Genomic DNA, 12,209 nt, shown 5'->3' with positions numbered 1-12,209 from the left:
TTGTGAACCACACTGACGACAAGTCTCCGGACGCACCCCTCACCGTGCTGGCCGTCGACGACGAGAAACCCGCCCTCGACGAGCTGGCGTTCCTGCTGCGCGCCCAGGACGCGGTCGGGGACATCCGGACCGCGGGCGATGCCACCACGGCGCTGCGCATCCTCCGGGACGGGGAGATCGACGCCGTCTTCCTCGACATCAACATGCCCGGACTCGACGGTCTCGAACTGGCCGGGATCCTCGCGAACTTCGCGTCCCCGCCGCAGGTGGTGTTCGTGACCGCCCACGACGACCGGGCCGTCGCCGCATTCGACCTCGGAGCCGTCGACTATCTCCTCAAACCCCTGCGCGAGGAACGGCTGGCGGAATCCGTGCGCCGCATCGTCGAGGGGCGCCGCAGGCGGGTCGACGCCGGACCGGCCGCCCCCACCGACGAGGTGATCCCGGTCGAACTCGGCGGCATCACCACGCTCGTGCACCGGTCCTCCGTCGAGTGGGTCGAAGCGGACGGCGACTACGCCCGCCTGCACACCGCGGACGGCTCCCACCTCGTCCGCATCCCCATCTCGGCGCTGGAGACGCGCTGGGCGGACGCCGGGTTCCTGCGGGTCCACCGCTCGTACCTCGTCGCGTTGCCGCGGGTCACCGGAATCCGGACCGTCGGCAACGGTCTCGTCGTGTGCCTCCGCGCGCACGGCGACCACCCGCCCGTCGAACTGCCCGTCAGCCGCAGGCACACCCGGATGCTCAAGGACCGGCTGGTCCGGGCGCCGAAGCAAACGTGGACCGCGCGATGAGTTCGCCCGAGCGGGTGCGGGTCGTCCTCGCCCAGCGCCGCGGTGCGCGGATCGTCCGCACCCGCGTCGAGGTGCAGGAACAGACCGCGGTCGGGGACGCGATGATCCGGGGGCTCGTGCGCACCCAGCTCGTGCTGGCCATCCGGCTCGCGCTCCTCGCGGCGTGCCTGCTGTGCGCGGTGCCGCTCGTGATGTTCCTGTTCCCGGCGTTGTCCGACGTGGCGGTGCTGGGGATCCGGCTGCCGTGGGTGGTGCTCGGGGCGCTCGTGTACCCGGTGCTCCTGACCACCGGCTGGATCTACGTGCGGCAGGCCGAGCGCAACGAACAGGAATTCGCCGACCTGGTGGACGACTGAGCCTCCCGTGACCCCCGACCAACCCATTCCCTGGCTGACCCTGGCCGGGCTCGCCGCGGCCGCCATCGCGACGGTGGCCATCGGTATCTACGGAGTGCGGTTGGCGCGCACCACCTCCGACTTCCTCGTCGCGTCCCGCAGCGTCGGACCGCGGTGGAACGCCGCCGCCATCTCCGGCGAGTACCTCTCGGCCGCATCCTTTCTCGGCGTCGCCGGCCTGATCGCGAAATACGGTGCGGACGCCCTCTGGTACCCGATCGGGTTCACGGCCGGCTACCTCGGGCTGCTGCTGTTCGTCGCCGCACCGCTGCGACGCTCCGGCGCGTACACGGTGCCCGACTTCGCCGAGTTCCGGCTCGGCTCCCGCCGGCTCCGCACCCTGGCGATGCTCGTCGTCGCCGCCGTCTGCGCGCTGTACCTCGTCCCGCAACTCCAGGGCGCGGGACTGACCCTGAACATCCTGCTCGGGGTGCCGAGCTGGGTCGGCGCCGTCGTCGTCGGGCTCATCGTCATCGCCAACGTGGTGGGCGGCGGCATGCGGTCCATCACGTTCGTCCAGGCCTTCCAGTACTGGCTGAAACTCACCGCGGTCGCGATCCCGGCGCTCGTGCTGTCGGTGTACTTCTTCGGCGACCACCACGAATTGGGCGCCGCCGCACCACCCACCGTGAGCGAGCAGACCACCGTCGACATCACCACCGACGTCGTCGTGCAGGTGTCCGAACCGGTGACGGTCGGCGGGTCGGGGACGATCGACGGGGTCCCGGCCACCGGGGACGTTCGCCTCGAGCCGGGCGAGCACCACCTCGGCGAGGGCACGTCGATGACCCTCGAGGCGGGCGCACCGGTACCCGTGGTCGCGGGCGCTCCCGCCGACAACTCCGACTGGATCGCCCCCGGCTGGGGGTTCGGCGGCGACCACCCGATGTACCAGGTGTACTCGCTGATCCTCGCCACGTTCCTCGGCACGATCGGGCTGCCGCACGTGCTCGTCCGGTTCTACACCAACCCCGACGGGCGGGCCGCACGGCTGACGTCGCTGGCCGTCGTCGGGCTGCTCGGAGTGTTCTACCTGTTCCCGACGCTGCTCGGGGTGTTCGCGCGGCTGTACGTGCCGCAACTGCTCATCACCGGCACGTCCGACGCCGCGGTCCTGCTGCTGCCCGGCTCCGTGATCTCCGGGTGGGCCGGGCAACTCCTCGCCGCGCTCGTGGCGTCTGGGGCCATCGCGGCGTTCCTGTCCACGTCGTCCGGTCTGCTCGTCAGCATCGCCGGGGTGCTCAGCACCGACGTCCTGCGCGGACGGGTCCGGGACTTCCGGATCGCCGCAGTCCTGGCCGGGGCGGTGCCGCTGGTGCTGTCGCTGGCGGTGACGTCGCTGGACCTGTCGCGCACGGTGGGGCTGGTGTTCGCGGTCGCGGCGTCGACCCTCTGCCCGCTGCTCGTGCTCGGCATCTGGTGGCGTGGTCTGACCGCCGCCGGGGCGGGTGCCGGGATGGTCGCAGGCGGGCTCGTCGCCGGCTGTGCCGCCGGGATCTCGGTGCTCGGCGGCTTCACCGTCGACGTCTGGAACGGCTGGCCCGCGGCGATGGTCGCGTATCCGGCCGCCGTCAGCGTTCCGCTGGCCTTCGTCACGATGGTGCTGGTCAGCAAGGTGACCAAGCGTCAGATTCCCGCCGACGTCAGCCGGATCTTCACCCGCATGCACGCCCCCGAACGCCTCGACGTGGGCTCCGACCGCGAGAGGGAGCTCCGCTCCCCGTGAGTGCTTGACGAGTCCCTGCACTCCTCGAGCACGCACGGGTGGCGGAGCCGCTTGTCGCGGTCGGGTGACCGTTCGGCGCACAGTCCCGCAGCTCGCCGTGTGACAGATGCCACAACCTGTTTCTGTGACTCAACTCTCACTAACGTCGGTAGCCAGTTCACTTCACACGACCAAGGAGTCTGCAGTGACCACAGCCGATCTCAGTGAGGGCGCACCGCAGAAGCGGCGCGCTCCTGATGCGCAAGCCTTCGTAGACATGCAGGCGAGCCCGGAGTTCCAGGAGTTGCGACACCGCCTGCGTAGTTTCGTCTTCCCGATGACGGCGTTCTTCCTCGCCTGGTACGCGGCGTACGTCCTGCTGGCCACGTACGCGGCCGAGTTCATGGCCACCAAGGTGATCGGCAACATCAACCTCGGCATCATCCTCGGTCTCGGCCAGTTCGTGACCACGTTCGTGATCACCGCGCTGTACGTCAAGTTCGCCAACCGGGAACTCGACCCGCGCTCCGCCGCGATCCGCGACGAGCTGGAAGGACCCCTCAAGTGATCACCACGCTCGCAGTCGGCACCGACGTCGGCAACCCGCTCCTCAACATCGCCATCTTCGTGGCATTCGTCGTGATCACGATGACCATCGTGATCCGGGCGAGCCGCACCACCAAGAAGGCCTCGGACTTCTACACCGGCGGCGGTCAGTTCTCCGGACCGCAGAACGGTTTCGCCATCGCCGGCGACTACCTGTCGGCCGCCTCGTTCCTCGGCATCGCCGGCGCCATCGCCGTCTACGGCTACGACGGATTCCTGTACTCGGTCGGCTTCCTCGTCGCCTGGCTGGTGGCCCTGCTGCTTGTCGCGGAACTGCTCCGTAACACCGGCCGGTTCACGATGGCGGACGTGCTGAGCTTCCGCCTCAAGCAGCGTCCCGTGCGGATGGCCGCGGCACTGTCCACGCTGGTGGTCTCGCTGTTCTACCTGCTCGCGCAGATGGCAGGAGCCGGCGGACTCGTCGCCCTGCTGTTGAACATCGACGGCAAGGTCGGTCAGGGCGTCGTCGTCGCGGTCGTCGGCGTGTTGATGATCGTGTACGTGCTCGTCGGCGGCATGAAGGGCACCACCTACGTGCAAATGGTCAAGGCGGTGCTGCTGGTCGCCGGAGCCGGCATCATGTTCTTGCTCGTGCTGTTCGCGGTGCGCGGCAACTTCTCCCAGCTGCTCGCCGACGCCCAGGCGACTGTCAGCACTTCCACGAACGAGGCCATCGCGGGCCGCGACATCCTCGCTCCCGGCGCCAAGTACGGCATCAGCTCGATGAGCAAGCTCGACTTCATCTCGCTCGGCATCGCACTCGTCCTCGGCACGGCGGGCCTGCCGCACGTGCTGATGCGGTTCTACACCGTCCCCACCGCCAAGGAAGCCCGCCGCTCGGTCACCTGGGCAATCGGACTGATCGGCGCGTTCTACCTGTTCACGCTCGTCCTCGGCTACGGTGCCGCCAAGATGGTCGGCCCCGACGTCATCCTCGCAGCACCCGGCAAGGAGAACGCGGCGGCGCCGCTGCTCGCGTTCGAACTGGGCGGCACCATCTTCCTGGCGATCATCTCCGCGGTCGCGTTCGCAACGATCCTCGCGGTCGTGGCGGGGCTGGCGATCACGGCGTCCGCGTCGTTCGCCCACGACATCTACGCCAGCGTCATCAAGCGCGGACACGCGTCGGAAGAGTCCCAGGTGCGGGTTTCCCGGATCACCGTCGTCGTGATCGGTCTCGTGTCGATCGTCCTCGGCATCTTGGCCATGGGCCAGAACATCGCGTTCCTGGTGGCGCTCGCCTTCGCGGTGGCCGCCTCGGCCAACCTGCCGACGCTGCTGTACTCGCTGTTCTGGAAGAAGTTCAACACCACCGGCGCCCTGTTCAGCATCTACGGCGGCCTCGTCAGCTGCCTCCTTCTGATCGCGTTCTCCCCGGCCGTGTCCGGCAAGCCGTCGTCGATGTTCCCGAACGCCGACTTCGACTACTTCCCGCTCGCCAACCCGGGCATCGTCTCCATCCCGCTGGCGTTCGTTCTCGGCATCGTCGGCACCTATATCGGCCGCGGCAAGGCGGAGGATCCCGCCAAGCAGGCCGAGATGGAGGTCCGCTCTCTCACCGGTGTCGGTGTGGAGAAGGCCGTCTCCCACTGATGCCTTCGGCCTGTGAGTACTTATTAACCGCCCGCGGTTAATAAGTACTCACAGGCCGTTAGGCTGCACCAATGGCGAAACTCACGGTCAAGACCGATGTTCCCCTCAGCCCCCAGGACACCTGGGACAAGGCCTCGAATCTGCAGGACTTCGACAAGTGGTTCGTGGTCCACGACGGCTGGCGCGGCGAACTTCCCGAGACCCTCACGGCCGGAACCGAGATCAGTTCCGTCGTGACGGTCAAGGGACTCCGCAATCGCGTGAAGTGGACGATCAAGGAGTACGACGCCCCGAACCGCATCGTTCTCAAGGGTGACGGCAAGGGCGGCGTGAAGCTCGGAATGGTGCTCGACGTCAAGGCGAAGGGTGATGCGTCCGAGGTGGCGTTCACCATCGAACTCGGTGGCGCACCGCTGTTCGGGCCCATCGGCTCAGGTGTCGCGAAGGCGCTGAAGGGCGACATCGAGAAGTCCCTGAAGACGTTCGTCGAGCTATACGCCTGATCAGTCGAGGACGTGCGCGCCGCCGGTGTCGGTGATCCACTCGGCGGCAAGGGCGTCCAGCGTCCCGTCGGCGTAGAGCGAATCGACGGCCGCCGAGACGCACGCGGTGAGCGGACTGTTCTTCTCCAGCACGAGGCCGAAGAATTCGGTGACGGCGTTGGGGCGCGGGAACTGCCCGACGAGGACACTGTCCTTCACCTCGTTGGCGGTGATCTGAAATCCGGTCGGGATGTCGACCACCAGTGCGTCGATGTCGCCCGCGGCCAGGGCTGCCTTGGCGTCGTCGGTGGTGGTGAAACTGACCGGTGTCTGGCGGGGCTGCACGGTCTGGGTGATGGCGTCGAAACTGGTGGACCCCACCTGCGCCCCGAGACGGAACGGCGCGAGGTCGGCGAGCGACTTGGCTCGCGCAGCGGGAGAGTTCTTCAGCGCCAGCACCGACTGCGTGACGGCGTAATAGGGCGAACTGAAATCGACCGTCTCGCGCCGGGTGTCGACGATCGTGAACTGGTCGATGGCGAAATCGAAGTTCTTCTCGCCGGGCGCCAGCGCGTCGTTGAATGCGACGGTCTCGAATTGCACCTGGTCCGGACCGTATCCCAGCTTCTCGACCACTTCCCGGGCGACGGCGCCCTCGTAGCCCTTGCCGTTGGACGGGTCACCGTCGACGAACCACGGCTGGTACGACGGACTGTCGGTGGCGATGGTGACCACGCCGTCCCGCGCGGTGACGCCGCTGCCGGGGGCGCAGTCGCCGACCGCGCGGGTGGACGGAAGTTTGGTGAACGCTTCGGGAATCGTCGAGGCTTCGGCCTGGGCGTCGACCTCCGACGCGGTGTCGGTGGAGCAGGATCCGGCGAGCAATGTCAGTGCAGCGGATATGGCGGCGACGGCTGTCTTGGGACCTCGGTGCACCACGCCATCTTGCCTGGCGGGTGGCGATCCGGCCAGCGAAGCGGCCGCGCGGCGCACAATATGTATGTATCGGCGGAGGGAGGCGCGCGTGGCCACTGCGGGAACCCGGCAACTGACGGTCGACGGACATCGCCTGTCCCTGACCAATCTCGGCAAGGTCCTCTACCCGGAATCGGAAACGACGAAGGGCGAGGTCATCGACTATTACACGCGGATCGCCCCCGCCATGCTCCCGCACGTCGTCGACCGCCCCGCCACCCGTAAACGCTGGCCCAACGGGGTGGACAGCGAGCCGTTCTTCGAGAAGAACCTCGCGGCCTCCGCACCGGCGTGGTTGGAGCGCCGTGCACTCGAGCACTCGGATCGGTCGGTGCACTATCCGCTCCTGAACTCGGTCGCGGCCCTGGCGTGGGCGGGGCAGCAGGCCGCACTCGAACTGCACGTGCCGCAGTGGCGGTTCGACGGACCACATCGGGGTCCCGCCACCCGGATCGTCTTCGACCTCGACCCCGGTCCCGGTGTGGGCCTGGTCGAATGCGCGGAGGTGGCACGGGCCGTGCGCGACCTGGTCGCGAACCTCGGCTGGACCGCGTACCCGGTCACCAGCGGCAGCAAGGGTATTCATCTGTACGTGCCGCTCGACCGGAAGCTGGACGGTTCGGGCGCGTCGACCGTCGCGAAGCAGGTGGCGACGGGACTGGAGAAGCTGCGGCCCGAACTCGTCACCGCCACCATGGCCAAAGCGGTGCGCGCGGGAAAGGTCTTCGTCGACTGGAGCCAGAACAATCCGTCCAAGACCACCATCGCGCCGTATTCGCTGCGGGGGCGCGCCCAGCCGTATGTCGCGGCGCCGCGGAGCTGGGACGAACTCGACGACCCCGACCTACGGCAGCTGCGGTTCGAGGAAGTGCTCGAACGGTGGGAGTCGGACGGCGACCTGCTCGCCGGACTCGATCCGCCGATCGAGAACGACGCCACCCTCGCCGAGTACCGCCGCAAGCGTGATCCCGGACGGACACCCGAGCCGATGCCGGACACGGTGCAGCCAGGGGAGGGTAACAGCTTCGTCATCCAGGAACATCACGCCCGGCGTCTCCACTACGATCTGCGGCTCGAACGCGAGGGGGTGCTCGTGTCGTGGGCGGTGCCGAAGAACGTGCCGACGACGACGGGGGAGAACCGGCTCGCGGTGCACACCGAGGATCACCCGCTCGAATACCTCACGTTCTCCGGGACCATCCCGAAGGGCGAGTACGGCGGCGGCGAGATGACCATCTGGGACACGGGAACGTATGACACCGAGAAGTGGCGGGACGACGAGGTGATCGTCCAGTTGCACGGCGAGCAGGTGGAGGGCCGGTTCGCGCTGATCCGCACGAAGGGCGACCAGTGGCTGATGCATCTGATGAAGGATCAGACCCCGGGTGGGTCGCACACGTCCGAACTGCCGCGGGGACTGTCGCCGATGCTCGCGAGCCCCGGCACCCTCGACGGACTGGACGCCGACGAGTGGGCGTTCGAAGGAAAGTGGGACGGGATCAGGGTGATCGCCGAGATCAGTGGCGGCGAGCTGAAGCTGACGAGCCGGGCGGGCAACGACAAGACCCGCGACTACGCCCGATTGGGTTGGCTGGCAGACGCTCTCGGCGACCACGAGGTGGTCCTCGACGGTGAAGTGGTCGCGTTCGACGAGCGGGGTGTCGCGAACTTCGGCCTCCTGCAGCAGGGCAACGAGCCGCACTTCCTCGCGTTCGACGTGCTGTATCTCGACGGAGTGTCGTTGTTACGCAAGAAGTACACCGACCGGCGCCGCGTCCTCGAAGCCCTGGCGGCCAAGGTGGACGACCTGGTCGTTCCGCCGCAACTGCACGGGTCCGCGCAGGACGCTCTGGACGAGAGCCGCGGCAAGGGCTGGGAAGGTGTCGTGGCCAAACGCCGCGAGTCAGTGTACTTGCCGGGCAAGCGGGGGTCGAGCTGGATCAAGGTGAAGAACTGGCGCACACAGGAAGCCGTGATCGGCGGGTGGCGCCGGGGTCAGGGCGGGCGGTCCACGGGAATCGGGTCGGTCCTGCTCGGCGTTCCCGAGGACGGTGGGCTGCGCTACATCGGGCGCGTCGGAACCGGCTTCACCGAACGGGATCTGCAGGAACTCGCATCTACCCTGGGGCCGCTGGAAACCGACACCAGTCCGTTCGTCGAAGACCTGCCCACCGCCGACCGCAAGGGGGCCGTGTGGGTCACCCCGACACTGGTGGCGGAGGTGCGGTTCATGGATTGGACCGGCTCGAAGAGACTGCGGCACCCCAGCTGGCGTGGGCTCAGGGACGACAAGGCACCCGAGGACGTCGAAGTGGAGGTCTCGTGATGACCGGTATCCGATTCCAGTCGACCCCGGAGAACGAGATCCCCGTCTCCGTGCCGGTCGGCACCGTGCTGGCCCGCACCGAGTCGCTCGTGCTGTGGCTGACCGACGTTCACGTGTACAGCTGTGGTGTCGAATTCACGATCCAGGCACGCAGACCCGAGTCCACGGTGCTGCTCGACATGTTCGGCTTCGGCAAACCCGCGTCGGCGAAGAGCAGCGGGCCGTTTCTGTTCGGAATCGAGTACGCGGACGGCAGTGTGTTCACGAACCTTCCCGGCGCTCGCATGACCGACGGCCTGCACGGCGGGGCAGGGCGCGGCGGACCGCTCACCGCGGACAAGACGTATTTTCTCCAGCCGCTCCCGCCGCCGAAACGCTGGTCGATGATCACGGCGTGGCCCTACTTCGGGGTTCCGGAATCTCGGACCGACCTCGATTCCGCCGTCTTCGCCGAAGCCGCCGAGCGGGTGGAGACACTGTGGCCGGAACCGGTTCACGCGCTCGTCGAGGCACCGGACGGTCGACAGCAGCCGCCGGAACTCGAGTTACCGCCAGGGGGCTGGTTCGAATGGGCCGGCCGACGCGGTGTCGAATGACCCGGGCGGTTCCTGTGTCGGGGTGTGCAGCGCCGGGGGTGTGAAGACCGGTAGGGGCGCGGACGTCGTGTCCTCGTCCTGGTGCCGCTCGGAGACACTCACCTCGGCGGTCGGTGACGCCGTGCCGCCGGCGACGGCGATCCCGGCGGCTCCGACGACCGAGAGGACGAAGGCCGCGCCCCCGCCGATCGCGATACGGGTCTTGGTGTGGGACATGGTGTGGATTTCCTCCGGTGATCAGGGGCCGACGACGGTTCCGCCGTCGACGGGGCCGACTCCGCCGGGCGACTGCGGGGCCGCGGGCGGGGCAGGCTTCGGGCCGCCGCCGACGGGGAACGGATTGGTTTCGGGTTCGAGAACGCCCGGCTCGACCTGGCCCGGTCCTTCGAACGGACCCTTCGGCGGGTGAACAGGGTCGACGACGACGGGCGGGTCGACGACGACGGGCGGGTCCACCACGACGGGAGGCTGGGCGATGGGCGGCTGGGCGATGGGCTGCGGGACAACCGGCGGCTGGGCGATCGGTGCTCGGACGATGGGCGGTGCCGCCACGACGGGCGGAACGACACCCGGTCCCGGCGCAACCGTTTCGGTGTCTGCCGGGTAGCCGGGCGCCGAGTACCCGGGATTCACCGAGTAGCCGGGGTCTGCGACGACGATCCGACTCGGGGCCGGCGCGATCGCCGGAGCCGGCTGCTGCTGCGAGACGGCCCCCTCCGAACTCGGGGTCGGAGCCCCGTCGGTATGTCCACCGGCAAGAACGATCACTGCGGCTCCTGCGAGGGAGAACGTGAGGGCGGCGGTTGCGCCGATCGCGATGCGAGTTGCGGTGTGGACGATGGGATGCCTCCGGTGGTTTGGGGTGTCTAGCTGGGCTGATAGACCAAGCTTGCGCCGGGCGCGAGCCTTTCGACAGGCACCCCAGGGTGCGCATCTCCCACCCCGCGGCGGAACCGCGGGCAAACCTGCACAGAATCTTCACAAGCTCTGACGGGGATCCGCACGTGCGCCCAATACAGTCGGGGAATGGGCCAGCGAAGAGTGCTCGTCGTCGACGACGAGGCGACGATCCGCGAGGCGGTCGCGGCGCGGTTGCGGGCGGAAGGCTTCGACGTCGTGACGGCGTCGGACGGTCCCTCCGCCGTCGCTGAGTGCGAGGCCTCGTCGCCCGACGTTCTGGTACTGGACGTGATGCTGCCGGGATACGACGGCCTAGAGGTGTGCCGGCGCGTCCAGGCGTCGCGGCCGGTGCCGGTGCTGATGCTCACCGCGCGCGCCGACGAAACGGACATGCTGATCGGTCTCGGCGTGGGTGCCGACGACTACCTGAGCAAGCCGTTCAGCATGCGGGTGCTGGTGGCGCGGGTGCACGCGCTGCTGCGGCGGGCCGATCGTGCCCAGGAGACCGTGCCGGCCGAGCGGGACGGACTGTCCGTCGGCGACATCGAGGTGGACCTCGTGGAGCGTCGTGTCCGGCGCGGCGTCGACGAAATTCATCTGACGCGAACCGAATTCGACCTGCTTGCGTACTTCGCCTCCCGGCCGCGCGCGGCGATCGCACGGGAGTCGCTCCTCGCGGAGGTGTGGGGGTGGGGTGACGGGGCGGGTAGCCGGACCGTCGACAGTCACGTGAAGGCGCTGCGCCGAAAACTCGGCGGCGACCTGATCCGCACCGTGCACGGCGTCGGCTATGCCCTGGACGTGCAGCGGTGAGCGCGGGCCGGATCCTGGACAGGATGCCCCGACCTCTCGATCCGCTGCGATCGTTCAAGGTGAAGACCGGTCTTCTCGTCGTGGCCGCGTTGTTCTTCGCTTCGCTGACGTTCTGGGTGACCGCTCGCTGGCCGTTCCGATACGCGCTGGTGCTGGCGTTGCTGGTGTCGTTGGCCGTGACCCAGATCCTCGCGCACGGCATGACGTCTCCGCTCCGCGCGATGACCGCCGCGGCCCGCGCGATGGCGACCGGCGACTATTCACGCCGGGTGCGGTCGACGTCGCGGGACGAGATCGGCGAGCTGGCTCGCGCGTTCAACCAGATGGCGGAGGACCTCGAGGCCGCCGACCGGTATCGCCGCGAACTCATCGGCAACGTCTCACACGAACTCCGTACACCGATCTCCGCTCTGCAGGCACTCCTCGAGAACATCGTCGACGGGGTGGAGGAACCCGACCCCGCCCGGATGCGGGTGGCGCTCGACCAGACCGAGCGGCTCGGCCGCCTCGTCGCCGAGTTGCTGGACCTGTCGAGGGTGGAAGGCGGTGCGGTGCAACTCGAACGGGAGAACTTTCCGGTCCGTGAGTTCCTCGAGGACGTGGTGCGGCAGTCGGAGGACCCGCGGCGACCGCGGCAGGTGATCGTCGACGTGCAGCCGCCGCACCTGCGCGCCGACGCGGACACCGCACGCTTGCATCAGGTGGTGACGAATCTCGTTGACAACGCGTTTCGGCACGGCCCGGCGCGCACCCGGGTGGTCGTCCGTGCCAGACCGGACGCGGGCGGCGTGATCATCGAGGTGGAGGACGACGGCCCCGGTATCGCGCCCGGCGAGCGGTCGCGGGTGTTCGAGCGGTTCACCCGCGGCGGCTCCACCGACGGTGGGACCGGCCTCGGACTCGCCATCGCCCGCTGGGCGGTGGATCTCCACGACGGCCGCATCGAGGTCGTCGACACGGCCGAAGGCTGCTGTATCCGGGTGAGTCTGCCCGCCGCCTGACTACCGATCCACAACCGGGA

General features: G+C 68.5%; 13 protein-coding genes. 10 read left to right on the top strand and 3 right to left on the bottom strand.

Translation table 11 applies throughout. The features are described 5' to 3' along the window. Positions 1 to 2: 2 nt before the first annotated feature. The 6 genes from JVH1_RS11100 (at position 3) to JVH1_RS11075 (ending at position 5,599) form a co-directional block, all read left to right on the top strand. Positions 3 to 797 (top strand): LytTR family DNA-binding domain-containing protein, encoded by a 795-nt coding sequence (locus tag JVH1_RS11100; protein WP_005244000.1) that lies wholly within the window; start codon positions 3 to 5, stop codon positions 795 to 797. Further along, complete coding sequence (locus JVH1_RS11095; protein ID WP_011597296.1) at positions 794 to 1,153, top strand: hypothetical protein; 360 nt, start codon at positions 794 to 796, stop codon at positions 1,151 to 1,153. Before JVH1_RS11100 ends, JVH1_RS11095 begins: the two co-directional genes overlap by 4 nt. A gap of 7 nt (positions 1,154 to 1,160) precedes the next feature. Beyond that, positions 1,161 to 2,918 (top strand): cation acetate symporter, encoded by a 1,758-nt coding sequence (locus tag JVH1_RS11090; protein WP_009478081.1) that lies wholly within the window; start codon positions 1,161 to 1,163, stop codon positions 2,916 to 2,918. A 184-nt stretch (positions 2,919 to 3,102) separates the two neighbouring features. Next, positions 3,103 to 3,465, top strand: a complete 363-nt coding sequence (locus tag JVH1_RS11085) for a DUF485 domain-containing protein (RefSeq protein ID WP_009478082.1) — start codon at positions 3,103 to 3,105, stop codon at positions 3,463 to 3,465. Further along, positions 3,462 to 5,096, top strand: a complete 1,635-nt coding sequence (locus JVH1_RS11080) for a cation acetate symporter (RefSeq protein WP_009478083.1) — start codon at positions 3,462 to 3,464, stop codon at positions 5,094 to 5,096. The genes JVH1_RS11085 and JVH1_RS11080 overlap by 4 nt, the downstream gene beginning before the upstream one ends. Before the next feature lie 71 nt (positions 5,097 to 5,167). Beyond that, the gene (locus JVH1_RS11075; protein WP_009478084.1) at positions 5,168 to 5,599 is read left to right on the top strand and encodes an SRPBCC family protein; all 432 of its coding nucleotides are present in this window, start codon (positions 5,168 to 5,170) and stop codon (positions 5,597 to 5,599) included. Here JVH1_RS11075 and JVH1_RS11070 read toward each other — a convergent pair whose 3' ends face one another. After that, positions 5,600 to 6,514, bottom strand: a complete 915-nt coding sequence (locus JVH1_RS11070) for a transporter substrate-binding domain-containing protein (protein WP_029538401.1) — start codon at positions 6,512 to 6,514, stop codon at positions 5,600 to 5,602. A gap of 64 nt (positions 6,515 to 6,578) precedes the next feature. On the opposite strand from JVH1_RS11070, the gene JVH1_RS11065 reads away from it, so the two are divergent. Further along, positions 6,579 to 8,879: an ATP-dependent DNA ligase gene (locus tag JVH1_RS11065; protein WP_043781004.1), complete on the top strand. Its 2,301-nt coding sequence runs from the start codon at positions 6,579 to 6,581 to the stop codon at positions 8,877 to 8,879. Further along, positions 8,879 to 9,475, top strand: a complete 597-nt coding sequence (locus JVH1_RS11060; protein WP_011597301.1) for a hypothetical protein — start codon at positions 8,879 to 8,881, stop codon at positions 9,473 to 9,475. Before JVH1_RS11065 ends, JVH1_RS11060 begins: the two co-directional genes overlap by 1 nt. Here the strand turns inward: JVH1_RS11060 and JVH1_RS11055 are convergent. After that, the gene (locus tag JVH1_RS11055) at positions 9,425 to 9,691 is read right to left on the bottom strand and encodes a hypothetical protein (RefSeq protein ID WP_011597302.1); all 267 of its coding nucleotides are present in this window, start codon (positions 9,689 to 9,691) and stop codon (positions 9,425 to 9,427) included. The genes JVH1_RS11060 and JVH1_RS11055 overlap by 51 nt on opposite strands. Positions 9,692 to 9,712: 21 nt before the next feature. Next, positions 9,713 to 10,243 carry a hypothetical protein gene (locus tag JVH1_RS11050; RefSeq protein WP_009478088.1) on the bottom strand — a complete coding sequence of 177 codons (531 nt, stop codon included), beginning with the start codon at positions 10,241 to 10,243 and terminating at the stop codon, positions 9,713 to 9,715. Between the two features lie 258 nt (positions 10,244 to 10,501). Here JVH1_RS11050 and JVH1_RS11045 point away from each other — a divergent pair, with 258 nt between their 5' ends. Further along, positions 10,502 to 11,188 carry a response regulator transcription factor gene (locus JVH1_RS11045; RefSeq protein ID WP_011597304.1) on the top strand — a complete coding sequence of 229 codons (687 nt, stop codon included), beginning with the start codon at positions 10,502 to 10,504 and terminating at the stop codon, positions 11,186 to 11,188. 23 nt (positions 11,189 to 11,211) lie between these two features. Next, positions 11,212 to 12,189: a HAMP domain-containing sensor histidine kinase gene (locus JVH1_RS11040; RefSeq protein WP_011597305.1), complete on the top strand. Its 978-nt coding sequence runs from the start codon at positions 11,212 to 11,214 to the stop codon at positions 12,187 to 12,189. Positions 12,190 to 12,209 lie beyond the last annotated feature (20 nt).

The organism is Rhodococcus sp. JVH1 (genome assembly GCF_000280725.2).
GTDB classification, from domain to species: domain Bacteria; phylum Actinomycetota; class Actinomycetes; order Mycobacteriales; family Mycobacteriaceae; genus Rhodococcus_F; species Rhodococcus_F jostii_A.
Note: the sequence above shows the minus strand (reverse complement) of the source record. Positions and strands in the feature narration are given on the sequence as shown.